The 19,083-nt window shown below is 69.8% G+C and carries 20 protein-coding genes; 8 read left to right on the top strand and 12 right to left on the bottom strand.

The features are described from left to right. Window positions 1–79: 79 nt before the first annotated feature. Both TSO221_RS26900 and TSO221_RS26895 read right to left on the bottom strand, forming a co-directional pair. A complete protein-coding gene (locus TSO221_RS26900; protein WP_199229647.1) occupies window positions 80–1,711 on the bottom strand; it encodes an AMP-binding protein in 1,632 nt (543 codons plus the stop codon). Further along, complete coding sequence (locus TSO221_RS26895; protein WP_247878292.1) at window positions 1,708–2,235, bottom strand: MarR family transcriptional regulator; 528 nt, start codon at window positions 2,233–2,235, stop codon at window positions 1,708–1,710. The genes TSO221_RS26900 and TSO221_RS26895 overlap by 4 nt, the downstream gene beginning before the upstream one ends. A 148-nt stretch (window positions 2,236–2,383) precedes the next feature. Here TSO221_RS26895 and TSO221_RS26890 point away from each other — a divergent pair, with 148 nt between their 5' ends. Together TSO221_RS26890 and TSO221_RS26885 are read left to right on the top strand one after the other, a co-directional pair. Further along, window positions 2,384–2,725, top strand: a complete 342-nt coding sequence (locus TSO221_RS26890) for a metalloregulator ArsR/SmtB family transcription factor (RefSeq protein ID WP_199229646.1) — start codon at window positions 2,384–2,386, stop codon at window positions 2,723–2,725. A 4-nt stretch (window positions 2,726–2,729) separates the two neighbouring features. Next, window positions 2,730–3,254 (top strand): SRPBCC domain-containing protein, encoded by a 525-nt coding sequence (locus TSO221_RS26885; protein WP_109121587.1) that lies wholly within the window; start codon window positions 2,730–2,732, stop codon window positions 3,252–3,254. A gap of 6 nt (window positions 3,255–3,260) precedes the next feature. Here TSO221_RS26885 and TSO221_RS26880 read toward each other — a convergent pair whose 3' ends face one another. Further along, complete coding sequence (locus TSO221_RS26880) at window positions 3,261–3,794, bottom strand: hypothetical protein (RefSeq protein WP_109121586.1); 534 nt, start codon at window positions 3,792–3,794, stop codon at window positions 3,261–3,263. Between the two features lie 584 nt (window positions 3,795–4,378). On the opposite strand from TSO221_RS26880, the gene TSO221_RS26875 reads away from it, so the two are divergent. Continuing rightward, window positions 4,379–5,194, top strand: coding sequence for a response regulator (locus TSO221_RS26875; protein ID WP_109121585.1), 816 nt, complete (start codon window positions 4,379–4,381; stop codon window positions 5,192–5,194). Window positions 5,195–5,209: 15 nt separating this feature from the next. Here TSO221_RS26875 and purU read toward each other — a convergent pair whose 3' ends face one another. Both purU and TSO221_RS36115 read right to left on the bottom strand, forming a co-directional pair. Further along, window positions 5,210–6,076: a formyltetrahydrofolate deformylase gene (gene purU, locus TSO221_RS26870; RefSeq protein WP_109121584.1), complete on the bottom strand. Its 867-nt coding sequence runs from the start codon at window positions 6,074–6,076 to the stop codon at window positions 5,210–5,212. Window positions 6,077–6,241: 165 nt separating this feature from the next. Then, window positions 6,242–6,409: a hypothetical protein gene (locus TSO221_RS36115; RefSeq protein WP_199229645.1), complete on the bottom strand. Its 168-nt coding sequence runs from the start codon at window positions 6,407–6,409 to the stop codon at window positions 6,242–6,244. 262 nt (window positions 6,410–6,671) lie between these two features. On the opposite strand from TSO221_RS36115, the gene TSO221_RS26865 reads away from it, so the two are divergent. From TSO221_RS26865 to TSO221_RS26850, 4 genes are all read left to right on the top strand, one after another. Then, on the top strand, window positions 6,672–7,460 hold the full coding sequence (locus TSO221_RS26865) for an N-acetylmuramoyl-L-alanine amidase (protein ID WP_109121583.1): 789 nt from the start codon (window positions 6,672–6,674) through the stop codon (window positions 7,458–7,460). A gap of 166 nt (window positions 7,461–7,626) precedes the next feature. Beyond that, on the top strand, window positions 7,627–8,211 hold the full coding sequence (locus tag TSO221_RS26860) for a BON domain-containing protein (RefSeq protein ID WP_109121582.1): 585 nt from the start codon (window positions 7,627–7,629) through the stop codon (window positions 8,209–8,211). Between the two features lie 36 nt (window positions 8,212–8,247). After that, window positions 8,248–9,624: a hypothetical protein gene (locus TSO221_RS26855; RefSeq protein ID WP_109121581.1), complete on the top strand. Its 1,377-nt coding sequence runs from the start codon at window positions 8,248–8,250 to the stop codon at window positions 9,622–9,624. 146 nt (window positions 9,625–9,770) lie between these two features. Then, window positions 9,771–10,490, top strand: a complete 720-nt coding sequence (locus TSO221_RS26850; protein WP_109121580.1) for a class I SAM-dependent methyltransferase — start codon at window positions 9,771–9,773, stop codon at window positions 10,488–10,490. Window positions 10,491–10,576: 86 nt separating this feature from the next. Here TSO221_RS26850 and TSO221_RS26845 read toward each other — a convergent pair whose 3' ends face one another. The 6 genes from TSO221_RS26845 to TSO221_RS26820 all read right to left on the bottom strand — a co-directional run bounded on the left by TSO221_RS26845 (window position 10,577) and on the right by TSO221_RS26820 (window position 17,376). Further along, window positions 10,577–11,104, bottom strand: a complete 528-nt coding sequence (locus TSO221_RS26845; RefSeq protein WP_109121579.1) for an Hsp20/alpha crystallin family protein — start codon at window positions 11,102–11,104, stop codon at window positions 10,577–10,579. Between the two features lie 129 nt (window positions 11,105–11,233). Continuing rightward, entirely contained in the window at window positions 11,234–12,187 is a 954-nt protein-coding gene (locus TSO221_RS26840; protein WP_247878290.1) for a TIGR01620 family protein, read from the bottom strand. Window positions 12,188–12,225: 38 nt separating this feature from the next. Next, complete coding sequence (locus tag TSO221_RS26835; protein WP_109121577.1) at window positions 12,226–13,626, bottom strand: YcjX family protein; 1,401 nt, start codon at window positions 13,624–13,626, stop codon at window positions 12,226–12,228. Between the two features lie 49 nt (window positions 13,627–13,675). Continuing rightward, window positions 13,676–14,200 carry a hypothetical protein gene (locus TSO221_RS26830; RefSeq protein WP_109121576.1) on the bottom strand — a complete coding sequence of 175 codons (525 nt, stop codon included), beginning with the start codon at window positions 14,198–14,200 and terminating at the stop codon, window positions 13,676–13,678. A 281-nt stretch (window positions 14,201–14,481) separates the two neighbouring features. Continuing rightward, window positions 14,482–16,146, bottom strand: a complete 1,665-nt coding sequence (locus TSO221_RS26825; RefSeq protein ID WP_109121575.1) for a DHA2 family efflux MFS transporter permease subunit — start codon at window positions 16,144–16,146, stop codon at window positions 14,482–14,484. A 123-nt stretch (window positions 16,147–16,269) separates the two neighbouring features. Next, window positions 16,270–17,376 (bottom strand): HlyD family secretion protein, encoded by a 1,107-nt coding sequence (locus TSO221_RS26820; protein ID WP_109121574.1) that lies wholly within the window; start codon window positions 17,374–17,376, stop codon window positions 16,270–16,272. A 171-nt stretch (window positions 17,377–17,547) separates the two neighbouring features. Here TSO221_RS26820 and TSO221_RS26815 point away from each other — a divergent pair, with 171 nt between their 5' ends. Continuing rightward, window positions 17,548–18,174 carry a TetR/AcrR family transcriptional regulator gene (locus tag TSO221_RS26815; protein WP_109121573.1) on the top strand — a complete coding sequence of 209 codons (627 nt, stop codon included), beginning with the start codon at window positions 17,548–17,550 and terminating at the stop codon, window positions 18,172–18,174. Here TSO221_RS26815 and TSO221_RS26810 read toward each other — a convergent pair. After that, on the bottom strand, window positions 18,156–19,082 hold the full coding sequence (locus TSO221_RS26810; protein WP_109121572.1) for a DmsC/YnfH family molybdoenzyme membrane anchor subunit: 927 nt from the start codon (window positions 19,080–19,082) through the stop codon (window positions 18,156–18,158). The genes TSO221_RS26815 and TSO221_RS26810 overlap by 19 nt on opposite strands. Between the last annotated feature and the right edge of the window lies 1 nt (window position 19,083).

The raw sequence follows: 19,083 nt of genomic DNA, 5'->3' as shown, positions 1-19,083 counted from the left end.
CCCTCCCGCTCAATGCTGTGCATTGAGCTGCCGGGTTGGATCAAAGGCGCCTGATGGAAGCCATCAGGCGCCTTTGATATCAGTACCCATCGCGCTGGCGCAGCTTGTAGCGTTGCAGCTTGCCGGTCTCGGTGCGCGGCAGGGCCTCGATGAACTCCAGCGCGCGGGGATACTTGTAGGGCGCGATGCGGGCCTTCACGAAGTCCTGCAGCTCGCGCATCAGCTCCGGCCCCGGCCGGACCGGCGGGCGGACCACCACGAACGCCTTGGGGATGGAGCCGCGCAGGCCGTCCGGCGTGGCGATCACCGCCACCTCGTCCACCGCCGGGTGCTCCATCAGCACCTCCTCGATCTCCAGGCCGGAGATCTTGTAGCCGGAGGAGACGATCAGGTCGTCCATGCGGCCCTGGTACCAGAACACCCCGTCCTCATCGACGCGCACCGCGTCGCCGGTCAGGTTCCAACCCTCGCGGACGTAGAGCGCCTGCCGCTCGTCGGCGAGGTAGCGGCACCCCGTCGGCCCGCGCACCGCCAGCCGCCCGACCTGCCCCGGCGGCAGCGACGCCAGATCGTCGTCCACCACCATCACCTCGTAGCCGGGCACCGGGCGGCCGGTGGCACCGGGGCGGACGGCGCCCGGCTCGGCGTGCAGGAAGGCGTTGAGCATCTCGGTGGTGCCCAGGCTGTCGAGGATCTCCAGCCCGGTGACCTCCCGCCACGCGGCGAAGGTCGCCTCCGGCAGCGGCTCGCCGGCCGAGACGCAGGCGCGCAGGCTGTCGGAAGGCGGCCCCTGCCCCTCCTCGATCAGCGCGGTCATGGCGCGGTAGACGGTGGGGATGGTGAAGCACAGCGTCGGCCGGTGCTCGGCGAGGGCGGCGAGCAGCCGCTCCGGCGACGGCCGGTCGAGCAGCACCGCCGACGCCCCGGCGCGCAGCGGGAACAGCAGCAGGCCGCCCATGCCGTAGGCGAAGGCGATGGTCGGCGTGCCGCAGAACACGTCGTCCGGCCCGGTGCGCAGCAGCCGCTTCGGCGACAGGTCGGCGACCGCCAGCAGGTCACGGTGGAAGTGCGCCGTCGCCTTCGGCCGCCCGGTGGTGCCGGAGGTGAAGGCGATCAGCGCGATGTCGTCGGCCGCGGTGTCCACCGCGTCGAACACCGGGTCGAGCCCGGCGACGGCCGCCTCCAGCCCGCCGGTCCCCCCGCCGCTCCCGTTGAAGCGCAGCAGGGTGTCCGGCAGCCCGTCGAGTTCGGCGGTGAAGCCGGCGTCGCACAGCGCCAGCCGGACCTCCGCCGCCTCCACCACGTGCAACAGCTCGGCCCGGCGCAGCAGCGGCATGGTCGGCACCGCGATGCCGCCGGCCTTGACCACCGCCAGCCAGCACGCCGCCAGCATCGGCGTGTTCGGCCCGCGCAGCAGCACCCGGTTGCCGGGCACCAGCCCGTGCGCCTCCACGAGATGGCGGGCGATGCGGTTCACCGTTTCGTGCAGCCGGCCGTAGCTCCAGGCGCCGGTCGGGCCGATCAGGCAGGGGCGCGCGGCGTGGCCGCGGGCGATCCAGGCGTCCAGCAGCTCGGCCGTGGCGTTCAGCCGCTCGGGATAGGCGAGCCCGGCGGCCTCCAGCCGCAGGTCGGGCCACTGCTCCGGCGGCGGCAGCCGGTCACGCGCGAAGGTGTCGATGTGGGCGCTGCCTTTGTTCGCGTCGGGGGTCACCGGGCCCCTCCGCGCACCGAGCGCTTCAGCCGGTCCAGCAGCGCCAGCAGGGTCACCACCTCCTCGCGCTCCAGCCCGTCCATCAGGTCGACCAGCCAGGTCTGGTGCGCGTCGGCCATGCCGCGGAACGCGGCGCGGCCGGACGGGGTGAGCCGGACGAAATGCGTGCGGCGGTCGTAGGAGGCCGAGGCGCGCACCGCCAGCCCGTCCTGCACCAGCCGGTCGACGATGCCGGTGACGTTGCCGTTGGTGACCATCAGGCGCTTCGACAGCTCGCCCATGGTCAGCCCCTCCGGCGCCTTGTCGAGCAGGGCCATCAGGTCGAAGCGGGCCGGGGTGGTGTCGAACGTCTCGCGCAGGCGGGTGCGCAGCTTCTGGCCGATCAGCGCGTCGCAGGCCGACAGCCGCAGCCACAGGCGCAGCTCCGGCCGGGCGGCGAGATCCGCCGCCGCCTCGACGTCGGTGGGGCCGTCGCCCTGTCCTTCGGCCGTCTCGTCGATGATGGCGGGGCCGCCAGCCTTCACCAATCCCCCTAAAGCGCTTTCTTGATTATCGGCCGCCCACTGTAAGGGGGCGCGGCGCCGCGGAGGCATGCGTTGAACGAATGGTGGCCATCCCAACAACGGGCACAAGCGCCTTGACCAAATAATAACTGATCAGCTATATAACCGTATGGCTATCAATTCATCGCTCGACCTCAAGTTCGCCGCCCTCGCCGACCCGACCCGACGCGCCATCCTGCAGCGTCTGGCCCGGGGCGAGGCGACGGTGTCCGAACTGCGCAAGCCGTTCCAGATCAGCCAGCCGGCCATCTCCAAGCACCTGAAGGTGCTGGAGAACGCCGGCCTGATCGAAAGTGGCCAGGACGCCCAGTCCCGCCCCCGCCGGCTCAACGTCGCGGCGCTGAACGAGACGGTGGACTGGGTCGACGGCGTGCGGGGCCTGTGGAACGAAAGCTTCGACCGCCTCGACGACTTCTTGAAGACGATCCAACGAACATCGAAGGAAGGGTGAGACCATGTCCCAGGAGGCTTTGGGGGCCGCCGGCCCCGTGTTCTCGATCGCGCGCGTCTTCGCCGCCCCGCGCCCGCTGGTGTGGCGGGCGTGGACCGACCCGGCGATGCTGGCGCGGTGGTTCGGCCCGAAGGGCTGCACCGCCACCATCTTGACCATGGACCTGCGTCCCGGCGGCTACCAGCACGCGCGCATGGAGATGCCGGGCGGCCTCGTGATCTGGGGCAAGTACGTGTACCGCGCGGTCGAGGAGCCATCGCGGCTGGTCTGGGAGCACTCCTTCGCCGACGAGCACGGCAACGTGGCACCCTCCCCCTTCGGCGGCGCCTGGCCGCTGCGCCTGCTGTCGACGGTGACGTTCGAGGAAGTCAGCGCGCGCGAGACGAAGATCACCGTCACCTGGGTTCCGATGGACGCCACGGAGGAGGAGTGCAAGGCCTTCGCGGACGGCAAGCCGTCGATGACCGGCGGCTGGACCGGCAGCTTCGATCAGCTCGAGGCGTTCCTGGCGGGCGCGACGGCGGCGTAGGCGCGCTCAGTCCGTCCCGAGGTACTGGTCGATCTCGGCCTGCTCCATGACGTGGGCGGTGCCGTGGATGATGCCGTTGGCGACCTGGATGATGCGGTGGATGATCTCCACCGACTGCCGGCAGTCCTCGCGCAGCCGGTCCGGGTCGCCGCCGTGCACGTCGTTGCCGATGCGCTCCAGCGTGCGGTCGACCACCTGCGTCATCTGCGCGATGGTGTCCTCGAACGGCTTGCGGAACTTGGGCGGCACGTGCTCGTACGCCTCGATGGCAAGCGCCTTGTCGGAAAAGCCGCTGTCGCGGAAATGCTCCTGGTAGGTCTTGGGCTGCCAGAGGCGGCATTCCTCCAGCATGTCCGGCATGTCCGGCACCATCTCGATCAGCATCACGATCTCGTTGAAGTGATTGAGATAGTCGGTCGCCAGCAGCGTCTTGTCGGAGATGTTGGTGCCGTGCACCCTCTGCCGCCATGCCTCAAGATCGGCGAGCTCCTCCGGCGTCAAGCCGTCGGTGACCTGGGGATCGGTCGTCTGCTCGTCCATCGGCGGTCGGAATCCGGGGTTGGGGCGGGGCCGGCCTCTCATTACCGGGCGGGGACCGCGGGTGCAAGCACCGCGGGCGGCGCTCCCCGGGAAAAGAAAGGGCCGCCGGCCGCGTCCGTGCAACGGCGCGGCCGGCGGCCTCGAGGAACTGGCGGTTCAGGGAGGAATCACACCATTGCGGCTTGGAACAGACGATCCGGGCCTTTGTTCCGAAATTGCGAGCGGAACGAAAAATGCGCCGGCTCCGGGGATGTCCGGGGCCGGCGCACCACAGTTGGAACATTCGCCTCGCCCAAAATCGGGCGAACACCATCGTAACTGGAAGGTCTTAGACAATGGTTAAGCCGCACCATCAGCAGCTTTCCGTCCGCCGGCCGGTGGCTAGATCAGCTCCGGGCCGGGTGTCCTTCGGCTTACTCCTTTTTGGTAAAACCGGGAGTTACTTTGGAATTCCCTCGGGAAAAGCTGCGCCTAATGCGATAGGCCCGTTCCAATTCGGGAACCAAGCGCCGACATTTACTGCGACCTGAAGAACGGCGACGCTGTCGTTGCCGCCGCATCGCGATGGGGGACGGGGAAGCACTATGGTGGAACGCACCCGCGAGTTGATGGCGCATCTGCCGTATCTGCGCCGTTACGCGCGCGCCCTGACGGGCTCGCCGGCGCGCGGCGATACCCTGGTGACGCGCGCGCTGGAGCAGGTCCTGGACGGCGCCGCCGGCCTGCCCGAGGGCGGCACCGCGCTGCGGCTGGCGCTGTACACGCGCCTCAACGCCCTGGCCGACGAAGGGATCGGCGGGCCGGGCGGGGGGATCGAACGCGGCTCGACGCACCCGGTGGAGGCGGCGCTCAACACGCTGGACGAGGTCGACCGGCGGCTCTACCTGCTGGTCAACCTGGAGGACGTGACGCTGGCCGACGCCGCCGACACGCTGCGCCTGCTGCCGGAGCAGGCGGTGGAGCGCCTGAACCACAGCCGCGAAGTGGTGCGCAACCACCTGACCGCGGTGATCCTGATCGTCGAGGACGACGCCATCATCGCCTTCGACCTGACCGAGACGGTGCGCAGCATGGGGCACCTCGTCTGCGGCAACGCCACCACCATGGACGAGGCGCTGGCGCTGTCGGCCGAGCACACGCCGACGCTGGCGCTGATGGACATCCGCCTCGCCGAGGGCGACAACGGCATCGAGGTGGCGCGCGAGCTGCGCCGGCAGCGCTTCCTGCCGGTGATCTTCGTCACCGCCTTCCCGGACGAGCTGGCCAAGCGCGGGCTGGAGCATCTCGGCCCGGTGATCCCCAAGCCCTTCACCCGCGACCAGATCGAACAGGCGATCACCCGCGCGGTGTTCACCCCCGTGCCGGAAGAAGCGAAGGTGGCGGCGCCGCCGGCGACCTGACGCGGCGCCTCCCTCCTACCGGAACACCACCGTCCGGTTGCCGTTGATCAGCACCCGGTGCTCGACGTGGTACTTCACGGCGCGGGCCAGCACGACGTTCTCGATGTCGCGGCCCATCGCCACGAAGTCGTCGGGCGTCATGGTGTGGTCGACGCGCTCGACCTCCTGCTCGATGATCGGCCCCTCGTCGAGGCCGGACGTCACGTAGTGCGCCGTGGCGCCGATCAGCTTGACGCCGCGCGTGTAGGCCTGGTGGTACGGCTTGGCGCCGCGGAAGCTGGGCAGGAACGAGTGGTGGATGTTGATCGCCCGGCCGGACAGCTTCTCGCACAGCTCCGGCGACAGCACCTGCATGTAGCGGGCGAGCACGACGAGGTCGATCTGCTCCTGCTCGACGATCTCCCACAGCCGGGCTTCCTGCTGCGCCTTGGTCTCGGCCGTCACCGGCATGTGGTGGAACGGCACGTCGTGCCACGCCGCCAGCTGGTAGAAGTCGCGGTGGTTGGAGACGATGGCCGGGATCTCGATCGGCAGGTAGCCGATGCGGTAGCGGTACAGCAGGTCGTTCAGGCAGTGCCCGAACTTCGACACCATGATCAGCACGCGCTGGCGGCGGGTGGCGTCGTGCAGCTTCCACGTCATGCGGAAGGGATCGGCCACCACCTCCTGGAACGCCTTCGACAGCTCGGCGTGGCTCGGCCCCTTGCGGCCGGCGGCGAAGTGGACGCGCAGGAAGAACAGGCCGCTGCCGCGGTCGCCGAACTGCGCGCTGTCGATGATGTTGCAGTTCCGCTCCGCCAGGAAGCCGGACACCGCGAAGACGATGCCGACCGTGTCGGGGCACGAGATGGTCAGGATGTATTCGGAGCCGGTCTGGGACATGCGGAAAACCACGGGCTGGCTGGGGTGACGGGGCACCTCCCCTAGCACGATTGCCCGCCGGATGCATCCGGCAAGGCGTGGGGAGCAGCATCCCCGAAAAAACAAAGCCCCTTCCCCGGAATCACCGGGAAAGGGGCGGATGCCCTGCCGTCGAGGGTGTCGGCCTCAGGCCTCGGGGAAGTGTTCCAGCTCCCGGCGCAGGTTGCTCGCCTGGGCGCGCAGGGCGACGAGACGGCCGACGTCGGGCGCCGGACGGCGCTCCTCCTCGACCAGCTGATCCTCGACCTCGCGCTGTTCCTGCCGGATGATGTTGAACAAGGCTTTCCTCAACATCGATGCCTCCGCGCTGCCAGTTCTTAAAATTTTAATCCGAATCGATCCATTCTTCAAGAGAGCGTTCGGACGATATGGCGTCTTCGGTCGACTTTGCTCCGATACGTCATGAAGACGCCAGTTAACCTTGCGGAGTAGTTTGGCGGCGCTTGACAACACTTTTTCGCATGCGCATTGGTTAATGGCCGTGGGCCGCCAGCGGAGGCGTGGCCGTATCCACGGATGTCGAACGCGACGCAACGTCGCATGGAACAGGGTTCGTATGAACAGAAGGCTTCTCGTCAACCTCTTGTGGTCGCTGCCGCTGGCCGGCGGTTTCACCCGCACGGCGCTCGCGGTGCCGGCCTTGGCCCCCCGGCGGGCGGGCGTGCCGGTGGTGGTGCTCGACCCCGGCCACGGCGGCGCCGATCCCGGCGCCATCGGCCCGCACGGCACGCGGGAGAAGGACGTCACCCTCGACATCGCCCGCGAGATGGCGCAGCGCCTGACGCGCGAGCACCAGGTCAAGGTGGTGCTGACCCGCGAGGCGGACCGCTTCCTGGCCATCGACGAGCGGGTGGAGATTGGGCGCGCGGCACAGGCCGACCTGTTCGTCTCCATCCACGCCGACAGCGCGCCCACCAAGGAGGCGCGCGGCCTCTCCGCCTACACGCTGTCGGCCAAGGCAACGGACGGTTTCGCCGGTGCGCTGGCCAGCCGCGAGAACCGCGCCGACGCGGTGGCGGGCGTGGACCTGAAGGGCGCCAAGCCGGAGGTGCGCGCCATCCTCATGGACCTCGCCACCCGGCACACCGCCAAGGCGTCGCTGGTCGCCCGGCAATCCATCGTCAAGGGCGCCGGGCGCGAGCTGCGGCTGCTCGACAACCCGATGCGCGCCGCCAATTTCGCCGTGCTGAAGGCGCCGGACGTGCCGTCGGTTCTGGTCGAGACCGGCTTCCTGTCCAATCCCGAGGACGAGCAGGCTCTGCGCACCGCCGACGCCCGGCGCACCGTCGCCCGGGTGCTGGCGCGCGAACTGGCCGCCGTGCTGGCGCGGGCGCCGTTCGCGTAAGGCCCGCCGCAGCCGATTTCACACCCTTGTCTTCGCAAGTGCAGCATCCCTGCATCACCTGGAAACAAAGACCAAGATGAGCGAAAAAACCCGTTGCAATCCGACATCAGGCGTGACTTTTTCGCACCGCCCGCCCAGTGGTGCGGCGGGTGGACGGAGGTCGGTCGTGTCGGGCTTGGCGCGCCTGTGGGCGGTGGTCGGGTTGGCCGTTGTGGCGGTCGGCGGGACGGCGTGCGTGCCCCTGGTCCTCGGCGCCGGCGGCACCGCCGCGGTCGCCGCGCACGAGAAGCGCGGCATCCGCGGCTTCGCCAACGACACCACCATCACCGCACAGATCAACGAGCTGTGGTTGCAGCATTCCCTCGACCTCTACCAGCGACTGAGCACGCGGGTGAACGAGGGCCGCGTGCTGCTGACCGGCCGCGCCGCCGACGCGCAGCAGCGCCTGGACGCCGTCCGCCTCGTCTGGCAGGCCACCGGCGTCAAGGAGGTCATCAACGAGATCCAGGTCGACAACGACTCGGGCATCGTCGATTCCGCCAAGGACACCTGGATCAACACGCAAATGCGCACGCGCCTCACTTTTGATGGTGCAGTCGCGGGCCGCAATTACAACATCGATACGGTGAACGGCGTTGTCTATCTGATGGGATGGGCCGAGAACCAGGCCGAGCTGGACCGCGTCATCGGCCATGCCCGCGCCATCCCGAACGTGCAGCGCGTCGTCAGCTACGTCCAGGCCCAGCCGTAGAGAACCAGAAGTAGAGAAGAGGCATCCCGCACCGCCATGGCCCTCGTCTTCGCCCCGAGCCGCTTCGCCGCCTTCCTCTCGGCCCTGGTCCTGGCCGTGGCGACGCTTGCCGGCGCGGCGGGCGCCTGGGCGGCGGAAGGACGGGGGCAGGACGCCAACAGCCCGGCCAACCGGCTGTTCGTGCAGGCCATGCAGCTGGTCCGCCAAGCCGACAACACCTTCGACACGGCGGAGGAGAGCCGCTTCCTCAAGGAGGCCGACCGGCTGCTGAACGAGATCGTCGCCAAGTACCCCGACAGTTCCCTGGCGGTGCAGCTGGTGACCAACCAGTTCGTCGGCGACTTCGACTTCTACGAGTTCCGCGGCCGCATCAAGGCGCTGGTCTGCAACGAACCGCTGAGTAGCCTGTGCTTCCTGCACCGCATCGGCGAACTGCTGCCGCCGGTGGAGACGCCGATCGCCGCGGCGCGCTGGGACTGGCTGTCGCTGGCGGTGGCCTACCAGCAGCTGGGCGACCCGGGCCGCGCCAAGGAGATCGTCTCGCCCTTCGTCAGCGCCGTGCGGCGCGGCAAGGCGGCCGACAGCACGGGGCAGGACCTGTTCGTCGCCCGCGCGCTGGCGCTGATGGGGCAGGCGCCGCTGGCGCTCGACATCACCCGGCAGATCACCGACTGCGGCACCCGCATCTACAACCTGGGCGACATCGGCAAGGCGGCGGCGTGGCGCGGCGACGCGGCGCAGGCGGCGGCGCTGGCCGAGGAGGCCAAGCAGTACGCCGCCTCGCACGGCTGCTCGTGGGAACTGGGGATCGTCGTGCAGGCGCTGCTGCGCGCCGGCAAGGAGGCGGAGGCCCGCACCCTGTTCCTCAACACCGTGGAGACGCAGTTCTCCAAGTTCCGCGAGGCCAAGGAGCTGAAGGGCGACTGCTGCCCGCCCGAGCTTGCGGTGGCCGCCGCCGACCTGGGCGACCCGAACCTGGCACTGGGCATGCTGCGCAACGTGCAGGACGAGAACCCCTGGACCATCCCGGCGGTGCTCGGCCGGCTGGCGCGGCGCGGCGACGCCTCGGCAGCGCTGGGCTACGCCGAGCAGGTGCAGGATACCGACGTGCGCGGCGAGGCCCTGGCCGAGCTGATCGACGCCAGCGTCAAGCGCAACGAGCGCGCCGCGGGCGAGCAACTCATGCGCCGCCTGAGCAAGCTGGTCGAGGACAGCAACGGCAAGCGGCCGGGGCTGCTGGCGCAGCGCGCCAAGGCGGAGAAGGTGCTGCACGGCGAGGACCGCTGGCGGACCACCTTCCAGCAGGCGATCACCGCCGCCGAGCGGGCCAGCAACTTCGTCCGCCGCGACATCGGCGCGCCGCTGCTGGCGACCCTGGTGCGCATCGAGACCGGCCTGCCGATGCTGGACTGAGTGCCGGGCCGCCGTAACCCCTTGGTGGCCTCCGCCCTCGCCTTCTGAACCCCACACCCCCCTCTTGCACCGCAGCGGGCACTCCCCCCCCTCCCCTACACTCGGGGCGCCATCCGGCGGTGGAGTCAATCGGTCGAGGGGGCCGCATGTCCGTCACCACGCTTCACAATCCGACTCCCAGGGCGTCCAAGGGGCTGGTCTTCGAGATCGGGCGCAAGCTGAACACCTGGGGCTCGCGGACCGAACCGGAGGAGCGGTTCGCCTGGAAGCAGTTGGAAGGCTGCGAGCGCGTGCTCGACGTCGCCTGCGGCATCGGCACCTTCATGCGGATGCGCCCCGCCAAGACCGTCGGCATCGACCTCAACGAGGACAGCGTCGAGCACTGCCGGGCCCTGGGCCTCGACGCCCGGTTGGGTGACGCGCTGAATCTGGATTTCGAGGACAGTTCCTTCGACGGCGTCCATTCCGCGCACGTCATGCACGCCTTCGACGCCGGGCAGGCCACCCGCTACCTGTCGGAACTGATCCGGGTAACCCGGCCGGGCGGGACCATCGTCGTCTCCAACCTGTGCGATCCGGCGCAGATCTTCGGTTACCCCGAGGTGGCGCGGCCCTACACGCCGGAGGCGCTGTTCCGCATGGTCCACGCGGCGTCCAGCCCGCGCTCCAACGTCGGCACGGAGATCGCCGGCGTGCGCTTCAAGGCCATGCACTTCCGCCGCCCGCCGCTGGTCCGCTGCCGCTTCGTGCGGTCGGAGACGCTGTGGCACGCCGCGGGGGTGCTGAACTCGCTGCAGTACGGCTGCTTCCTGCGCAAGTTCTGGACCTTCGAGGGCTACACCATGGCCGTCACCAAGGCGGCCTGACCCTAAAGACAGGTCCGCCCCTTCCCCGAGGCTCCGGGGAAGGGGCGGTCTCACCTCCCTTTATCGTTCCGCCCATTTTCAGGACGCTACGCCGGGCCGGTCCCCGTGATGCCGATCCGGCGGACCTTGGGCTTGCGGTCCCCGGTCTTCGGCAGCGTGACGGTCAGCACGCCCTTGTCGAAGCCGGCGGTCACCTTCTCAGGATCCACGGTGTCGGGCAGACGGAAGCTCCGGCTGATCGTGCCGTAGCTGCGTTCGATCAGGTGATGGTCCTTGTCCTTCTCCTCCTTTTCGGCCTTCTTCTCACCCTTCAGGGTCAGCACGCCGTCGTTCAGCGTCAGCTCGACGTCCGTCTCGTCCATGCCGGGCAGTTCGGCCTTGATGGTGAGCGCTTCGGGCGTTTCGCTGACGTCAACCCGCGGCATCGGCTCGACGCGGCCAAGCCGCGGCCAGCCGAACGGCTCACCGAAAGGCATCATCGACCCGAACACGCCGTCGAACAGACGGTCCATATGCGTCCGCAGATCCAGGAACGGATCCCTGTCGATCCGCACGGCCGGAGCACCACGCATCGTCGTGGCGCTGGTCGGCATCGTCTCAGTCCGGTCGGTCATCACAACCTCCCTCGCCGGACACCGGCGCCGAAGCGCCGGGAAGGTCCTCGGCCTTCGACAAGATATATAGCATTTTTCGCGCTTTTTCGCAGCCGCTCCGATGGGCGAGGGACAGCGTGTCGCACCCCTTCAGAGCACCTGCTTCGGCAGCGACATCAGCTCGCCGCGGATCTTGCCGAGGCTGGGGCGGTTGTGCGGGCCGAAGGGCACGGGACGGCACAGGTGCATGGAGGTGATGCCGACACGCGCGGTCAGCAGCCCGTTGATCACGCCCTGCCCCACCCGCGTCGACAGCGCCGCCACCAGCGAGCCGCCGAGCGCCTCGACCGCCACGTGGTGCGCGCTCTCGGTCACCCCGGCGACCGCGAGGTTGGCGAGCATCCGGCGCAGCAGCCGCAGCGAGCCGACATAGCCTGGCCGCGCCCCGTACAGCCCGGCGACGGTGCGCACCAGCTTGAGGTTGCGCCACAGCACCACGGCGAGATCGACCACCGCCGCCGGGCTCAGCGCGGTGACGATGGCGGTGTCGCGGGCCGCCAGCAGCACCGTCTGGTAGGCGCGGCGGTCGAGTTCCGACAGCACCTCGCGGTCGATCAGCCGCACCACCTCCGCGTCGTCGTGCGCGTCGGTCACGAAGTCCTTCATGCGGGCGAGCGCCGGCTGCAGGTCCGGCCGGTCGGCGTAGAGGCGGCCGAGCGCGCCGGCGAAGCGGTCGCCCTCCCCCTGTGCCGCCGTCACCATCAGCGCGCCGGCCTCGCCGCGCAGCTGGTCGATGCGGCGCAGGCGGCGCAGGCTGCGCAGCTCCCTGACCAGCATCGCCACCGCCGAGATGCCGGCCACGCCGACCAGCGCCGCCACCAGCGTGCCGAGCGCCAGGCTGGTGGCGAACGACCGTTGCAGCAGGTCGGCGGTGTCGAAGCCAAGCGCCACCAGCACCAGCGCCGCCAGCGCGCCGAACAGCCATCGCCCGATGCCCGGACGCTGGCCCTCGGCGAGCAGCGCCGGCAGGCGCTCGGCGGCGGAGCCGGGAGGGGCGTCCTCCTCGACGGGGACCGGAGCGGCGTGCGCCGGGTCGATCTCCATGGGGGGGACCCAGGTTCGATCCTTAGTGGGGCGGTCGGTCATGCCAGATAGTCCCCCAGCAGGAACTGCAACGCCTGGTCCAGCCGGATGTGCGGCAGCCCGCGCCCGTCCGCCCCGGCGTCCGGCGGCGGCTTGAAGGGCATGAACTGGTAGGGACGCAGGAAGACGTCCCGCATCTCCGGAATGTCGCCGGGGTAGAGCACCGTCTCGCGGTCGCGCCCCACCGGCGTACCGCGCACGCAGCGCAGCTGCTGGCCCTCGTGCTCGGCCATCACCGTCTCGGTGGACTTGAGCGCGGCGATGGCCATGGTGTCCACCTGGGCGCCTTCGAAGCGGACGGCGCGCCGCGCGTCGGCGACCAGATCGTCCAGCAGGCGGCGCAGGTTGGGATGCTGGCTCGACGCGATGTGGTCGGCCTTGGTGGCGGCGAACAGCACGCGGTCGATCTTGGTGCCGAACAGCCAGTCCAGCCACCCGGACGAGCCGTGCCGGAACGGCTCCAGGCTCAGCTCCAGCGACCGCTTCATGTCGGCCACCGCGTCGGGGCCGGCGTTCAGCGCGCCCAGCACGTCGATCAGCACGATCTGCCGGTCGAGCCGGGCGAAATGCTCGGCGAAGAAGCGGCGGACGACCACGGTCCTGTAGGCGTCGTAGCGCTCCTCCAACAGCTCCCACAGCGTGCCGCGGCCGCGCGGCGCGCCGGGCAGCGGGCAGAAGGTGAGCAGCGGCGCGTTCTCGAAGTCGCCGGGCTCGATGAAGCGGCCGGGCTGGATCAGGCTGAGGCCGTCGGCGTTGCGGCAGGCGTGCAGGTAATCGGTGAACAGCCGCGCGCCGGTGCGCGCCAGTTCCTCCTCCGCCCGGCCGGCGGGATCGACGGTGCCGAGCCACGCCCGCCAGTCGGCCGACAGCGCGGCGCGCGGCGCACGCCCGGCCAGTTCCAGCGTCAGGGCGCTCCACTCGGCGAAGGACTGGTTGAGCAGCGGCAGGTCGAGCAGCCACTCGCCGGGGTAATCGACGATGTCGAGGTTGAGGATCGCCGTCGGCTGCACCACGCGCTTCAGCGCCGAGGTGGAGCGGTAGCGCATGGCGAGGCGCAGCTGGCTGATGCCGCGCGTCGGCTCCGGCCAGCGCGGGTCCGGGCCGGACAGCGACTTCAGGTGCTCCTCGTACTGGAAGCGCGGCACATCCGGATCGGGCTGCGGCTGCAGGCGGGCGGCCTGCAGGCGGCCGGTGGAGACCACGTCGAGGAACGGCAGCCGGCCGGCCCTCAGCAGGTTGTCGACCACCGCGGTGGTGAACACCGTCTTGCCGGCGCGGCGCAGGCCGGTGACGCCGAGGCGGACGCTGCTTTCCACCAGCGCCCGCCCGGCGACGCCGCCGGCCCGTTCGACAAGGCGGGAGCCGGCGGTGGTCAGGTCATCGAGGTTGGGCAGGCGCACGGGGCGGACTCGCGGCAGGGTTGGTCCCCGCACATATGGGGGCCACGTCTCAGCTGTCGAGGTTGCCGAAGCTGTGGAAGTTGAGGAGGCCCGGCGCCTTGTCGATGATCTCCTCGAGGATCAGCGAGGCGGTCTCCAGGTCGCGGCCCAGCTCGGCGCCCAGCTTGCCGGAATAGTTGGGGCGGTTCAGCTTCTCGTGCGCGTCGTGCAGGCTGCGCAGCTCGGCCATGAAGATCTCGCGGGCCCCCATCGGCAGGATCGGGTTGGCCGACAGCACGAAGAAGAACCGCATGCTGGCCCGCACCAGCAGCGCCAGCATCACCATGTCGAGTCGCTCGAACTGGTCGCGCAGGTCGTCGGAACGCTCGCTCTTGAGGTTGCGCAGGCGCTGCTCGATCAGGATGACCAGCGCCTGGAACTCGCCGACCTTGTCGCGGAACTCGCGGTAGGCGCCGAAGCTGTGCTTGCTGGCCTCGTGCTCGGCGATCTTCGCCAGCTTGGACGCCTCGCGGCACTGCCGCTCCAGCGCGCTCAGCAGCTGCTTGACCTCTTCGCGGGTGTACTGACGCTTCATGGCTGCCTGGGCAGATAACCGACGGGACGACGCCCGGCCGTATAGCACGGCTGCGGGAGAAGGTCACCGTGGCGTGTGGTCCCAAGCGCTTTCTTGGTTCCGGAAGCCGCGCCGCCGAAGCAAGAGTTCACACGGATTTCGCGGATTGAGACACGGATTACACGGATTTTCTTGATGCTTGCGGCACCGAAGCTCACCCGCAAGCCTTTGCTATGATGCAGCAATATCCGTGCAATCCGTGTCTCAATCCGTGAAATCCGTGTTCCGGGTTGCCCTCCGGATCAGTGGTCGGCCGCCACCGCCTGCGCCGGCTTGCGGACCAGCGGCATGAACAGCAGCGCGGTCAGGAACACGCCGGCCATCACCAGGAACAGGTCGTTGAAGGTCAGCACCATGGCCTCGCGCTGCACCATGCTGGCCAGCATCTTGGCCGCCGCGGCGCTGGGGTCCGCCACCAGCCCGTCGAAGCGGGCGGCGAGGCCGTCCAGCGTGTCCTGCACCAGCGGGCGCGCCGGGTTCAGGTTGTCGCCCAGGCGGTTCAGGTGCAGGGCCGCGCGGTCGATCATCACCGTGTTGATGGCGGCCAGACCGATGGCGCCGCCCAGGTTGCGCATCAGGTTGTAGAGGCCCGACGCGTTCTTCAGCTGCGCCGGCGGCAGGGTGCCGAGCGCCAGCGTGTTGATCGGGATGAAGCACAGCATCAGCGACATGCCGCGCACCGCCTGCGGCAGGAACAGCTCCCAGAACGAGGCGTCGGAGGTGAGGCCGGAGTTCAGCCAGACGCCGCTGCCGAACAGCGTCAGCCCGATCGCCAGCATGACGCGCAGGTCCAGCTTCTTCGACAGGATGCCGGCGATCGGCGCCGACATGAACTGGAACATGCCGGTGACGAACATGATCTCGCCGATCTGCAGGCTGTTCAGCCCGCGCACCCGCGCCAGGAACAGCGGCGTGATGTAGACCGCACCGTAGAGGCCGATGCCGATGATGAAGCTGTACAGCGAGCCGATGGCGAAGTTGCGGTCGCGGAAGGCGCGCAGCTCGACGATGGGGTTGCGGTAGGTCAGCACCCGCCAGAAGAAGCCGACGCCGGCCGCCACCGCGACCACGGCCAGGATGGCGATGGCCTCGTCGTCGAACCAGTCGTTGCGCGGCCCCTCCTCGACCACGTACTCGACGCTGCCGAGGAACAGCGCCATCAGCCCGAGGCCCAGCAGGTCGAAGCCCTTGAGCAGCGAACGGTCGCCCTTGTCGAAGTCGACCAGGTTCCACACCAGCGTGGTCACGATCAGGCCGGGCACGACGTTGATCAGGAACAGCCAGTGCCAGGAGAAGGTCTGCGTCAGGTAGCCGCCGAGCGTCGGGCCCAGCGTCGGCGCCATGGTGGCGACGAGGCCGATGACCACCGACACGCCGGCCCGCTTCTCCGCCGGGAACAGCGCGAAGCTGGCGGCGAACACGGTGGGGATCATGGCGCCGCCGATGAAGCCCTGCAGCGCCCGCCACAGCACCATGGTCTCGATGCCCGAGGTGAAGGCGCAGGCCACCGAGGTCAGCGTGAAGCCGGCCGCCGACAGGGTGAACAGCACGCGGGTGGACAGGATGCGCGACAGCATGCCCGACAGCGGGATCATCACGACCTCCGCGATCAGGTAGGAGGTCTGCACCCAGCTGATCTCATCCGCGCTGGCCGACAGGCCGGCCTGGATCTCGCTGAGCGAGGAGGAGACGATCTGGATGTCGAGGATCGCCATGAACATGCCGACGATCATCGCCAGGAACCCCAGCTTGTCGCGCCCGGTGAGCGCGCGCTGGGGATGAGAGACCGCCGCGTCCCGGCCGCTGGGGAGCGGGGGGCTCGGCCGGGACGCGGGGCCTTCGCCGCCGTGCGGCCCATGTTGGGGGGCGGGGCCGCGGGCGGATTCGGGAATGGCGATGGCGGTCATGGGGGGACCTCGGGGTGTATTGCCCCCACCCCGGCCCTCCCCCGCTTCGCGGGGGAGGGTGCCTTTAATCCCCCTCCCCTGCGAAGCGGGGGAGGGGTCAGGGGTGGGGGCAAGCGTGTGCGTTTACTTCTCCGCCACCGCCTTCGACGAGATGGCGGTGCCGAACACGGAGCCGGCCAGATGCGGATGGTCGTCGCGGCCGCGGGTGTCCACCTCGGCGACCACCGACAGCCCCGGCCGCAGCAGGCCGGACAGCTCGGTGTCCTTGGGGAGCGCGATGCGCACCGGCACGCGCTGCACCACCTTGGTGAAGTTGCCGGTGGCGTTCTCCGGCGGCAGCAGGCTGAACTTGGAGCCGGACGCCGGGGCGAAGCTCTCCACCGTGCCGGTCAGCTTCCTGCCGGGGAAGGCGTCCACCTTCACCTGCACCTTCTGCCCCGGCCGCATGTCGGCGAGCTGCGTCTCCTTGAAATTCGCCACCACGTAGACGTCGGGCAGCGGCACCAGCGAGAGCAGCTGCACGCCCGGCCGGGCGTACTGGCCGACCTGGACGCCGCGGTTGCCGACCACGCCGTCCACGCCGGCGCGCACCACCGTGTTGTCGAGGTCGTTGCGCGCGGCCTCCAGCGACGCCGCGGCCTGCTCCATGTGCGCCTTGATCTCGGCGGAGGCGGCCTCCAGCACGGCAACTTGGTCGCGCTCGGCGGCGAGCGCGGCGCGCGCCTTCAGCACGGCGGCGTCGGCCTTGCGCAGGTCCGCCTCGGCGGTGTCGAGCGCCTGGCGCGAGGTCCAGTTGTCGCTGGCCAGCGAACGGGTGCGGTTGAACGCCTGCGCGGCGCGCTGGCGCTCGGCCTCGGCGGAGGCCAGCTCGGCCTCGGCGCGGGCGATCTGCGTGCGCTGCCAGACCAGCTTCTGCTCGTTGCTGCCCAGCGCCGCCTTCTGCGCCGCCACGTTGGCCCCGGCCTCGGCGACCTTGGCGCGGTAGTCGCGGTCGTCCAGCACCACCAGCACGTCGCCGGCGGCCACCTGCTGGTTCTCCGCCACCCGCACGTCGCGCACGTAGCCGGCGACCTTCGGGCTGACCACGCTGATGTCCGACTGCACGTAGGCGTTGTCGGTCGATTCGACGAAACGCCCTTCCGTCCACCAATGCCAGCCGCCATAGCCGGCGCCGGACAGCGCGATCACAGCGACTCCCGACAGAATGAGCTTCCGAACGCCCTTGGCCATGGTTATTTAACCCCTGCGGTGCGGTTTCGCCGGTCCTGTCGCAGGGCCGAACTGAACCGTTCAGTTTTGTCTTGAGGCAAGATGGCGCAGTGCATATCTCTTGTCAAGAGTGAACTGAACGGTTTAGTACTATCCATGCCGGTACGGGTTTCGAAGAGGTGGGAGGACGGAATGGCGGGTGTGGTGGCGCCGAGCCCCGAGGCGGGCTCAAAGCCGGCGCAGATCCTGGAGGCGGCGGGCAAGCTGTTTCTGGAGAACGGTTACGGCGCCGTCAGCATGGACAACGTGGCGAAGACCGCCAACGTGTCCAAGGCGACGCTGTACGCGCATTTCCGCAGCAAGGACGAGCTGTTCGCCGCCATGGTGGCGTGCGAGTGCCGCGACCAGATGGGCGCCCTGACCTGCGAGGAGGTGAGCCGGATGGAGGTGGCCGACGCGCTGCGGCTGGTCGGCCGGCGCTTCATGAGGCTGGTGCTGTCCGGCAAGGCGCTGGCCGCCTACCGGGTGGTGGTGGCCGAGGCGCACCGCTTCCCCGAGCTGGCGCGCGCCTTCTACGAATCCGGCCCGGCGGTCTCGCACGCACACCTGGCGGCGTACCTGCGCGAGGCGGACCGCCGCGGCGCACTGCGCATCCCCGACGTCAACCTCGCGGCCGAGCAGTTCTTCGGCCTGCTGAAGGCGCACATCCACACGCGCTTCATCCTGTGCATCGAGAGCAACATCACGGAAGCCGAGCTGGAGCGCTTCCTCGAAGCGGCGGTGACCCTGTTCACCAAGGGCTACGCGGCGGCGCCGTAATAGAGCATGGCGGTGTGCCGCGCCTCGGCGAAGAACAGCCAGCGCTCGGCCAGCACGCCGACGGCGGCGCTCGGCACCGCCAGCACCGCCAGGGCCGGCAGCGCCAGCGCCGCGAGGCTGAGCAGCAGCGGCAGCGCGAACAGCGCGGCGTGGGCGATGCGGCGCAGCTTGGCGGCGTGCGCGCGGGCGACCTGATAGCCCAGCTCGCGCATCAGGAAGTTCTCTTCGGTGTGCGGCTTCTCCAGCAGGTGGACGCGGCCGAGCCGGTCCAGGCCGGTGGCGCCGCCCACGTCGCGGCGCGGCGCCTGCGCGTCGATGGCGCGCCAGTACGCCGCCTTGACCAGCCAGCCGGCCGCGCTCAGCCCCACGGCGAGCCCGCCCAGCCCGCGCCAGCCGCCGCCCCACAGGCCTTGCAGGGCGGCCAGCAGCAGCGCGCCGGTCATCAGCGCCAGCACGAGGTACACGGGCGGCACCCAGCGGCTGTTCCATTGCCGGACGGCGCGCAGGGACGCGTAGATCATCGACGTGGCGTAGACGGTGGCGAGCGCGAGAAGCGCGCTGGCAATGCCCAGCACGGCCACCAGCCCGCGTGGCGCCCCCAGCAGCACCGCCAGCCCGAAGAGGCCCGCCGGCGCGTAGGCGGCGAGCGCCAGCACGCCCTCGCGCGACAGCCACGACGACCGCCACTGGCTCACCGCCCGCCACGCCCGCTCCGGGTGCGTCAGGTGGAGGGTGGAGGACAGCAGGCCGCCGGTGACCAGGGTCAAGGCCAGTGCGAGGGCCGTCAGGGTGAACCACGCGCCGGGCGGGAGGAGGCCGAACGGGGTGAGGACGCCCAGCAAAGCCAGCAGGCCGTAGCCGGCGCCGGACGCGGTGGTGAAGAAAATGACGGAATAGGCCGGGTGCATG

This window comes from Azospirillum sp. TSO22-1, from assembly GCF_003116015.1.
Classification (GTDB): Bacteria; Pseudomonadota; Alphaproteobacteria; order Azospirillales; family Azospirillaceae; genus Azospirillum.
The sequence above is the reverse complement of the archived record's forward strand: the minus strand, read 5'-3'. Positions and strand labels throughout refer to the sequence as shown.

Coding starts and splice junctions, on each gene's coding strand:
- TSO221_RS26890 (WP_199229646.1), top strand. CDS start 2,384: ATGGCTATCAATTCATCGCTCGACCTCAAGTTCGCCGCCCTCGCCGAC.
- TSO221_RS26885 (WP_109121587.1), top strand. CDS start 2,730: ATGTCCCAGGAGGCTTTGGGGGCCGCCGGCCCCGTGTTCTCGATCGCG.
- TSO221_RS26880 (WP_109121586.1), bottom strand. CDS start 3,794: ATGGACGAGCAGACGACCGATCCCCAGGTCACCGACGGCTTGACGCCG.
- TSO221_RS26875 (WP_109121585.1), top strand. CDS start 4,379: ATGGTGGAACGCACCCGCGAGTTGATGGCGCATCTGCCGTATCTGCGC.
- purU (WP_109121584.1), bottom strand. CDS start 6,076: ATGTCCCAGACCGGCTCCGAATACATCCTGACCATCTCGTGCCCCGAC.
- TSO221_RS36115 (WP_199229645.1), bottom strand. CDS start 6,409: ATGTTGAGGAAAGCCTTGTTCAACATCATCCGGCAGGAACAGCGCGAG.
- TSO221_RS26865 (WP_109121583.1), top strand. CDS start 6,672: ATGAACAGAAGGCTTCTCGTCAACCTCTTGTGGTCGCTGCCGCTGGCC.
- TSO221_RS26855 (WP_109121581.1), top strand. CDS start 8,248: ATGGCCCTCGTCTTCGCCCCGAGCCGCTTCGCCGCCTTCCTCTCGGCC.
- TSO221_RS26850 (WP_109121580.1), top strand. CDS start 9,771: ATGTCCGTCACCACGCTTCACAATCCGACTCCCAGGGCGTCCAAGGGG.
- TSO221_RS26845 (WP_109121579.1), bottom strand. CDS start 11,104: ATGACCGACCGGACTGAGACGATGCCGACCAGCGCCACGACGATGCGT.
- TSO221_RS26840 (WP_247878290.1), bottom strand. CDS start 12,187: ATGGAGATCGACCCGGCGCACGCCGCTCCGGTCCCCGTCGAGGAGGAC.
- TSO221_RS26830 (WP_109121576.1), bottom strand. CDS start 14,200: ATGAAGCGTCAGTACACCCGCGAAGAGGTCAAGCAGCTGCTGAGCGCG.
- TSO221_RS26825 (WP_109121575.1), bottom strand. CDS start 16,146: ATGACCGCCATCGCCATTCCCGAATCCGCCCGCGGCCCCGCCCCCCAA.
- TSO221_RS26820 (WP_109121574.1), bottom strand. CDS start 17,376: ATGGCCAAGGGCGTTCGGAAGCTCATTCTGTCGGGAGTCGCTGTGATC.
- TSO221_RS26815 (WP_109121573.1), top strand. CDS start 17,548: ATGGCGGGTGTGGTGGCGCCGAGCCCCGAGGCGGGCTCAAAGCCGGCG.
- TSO221_RS26810 (WP_109121572.1), bottom strand. CDS start 19,082: ATGCACCCGGCCTATTCCGTCATTTTCTTCACCACCGCGTCCGGCGCC.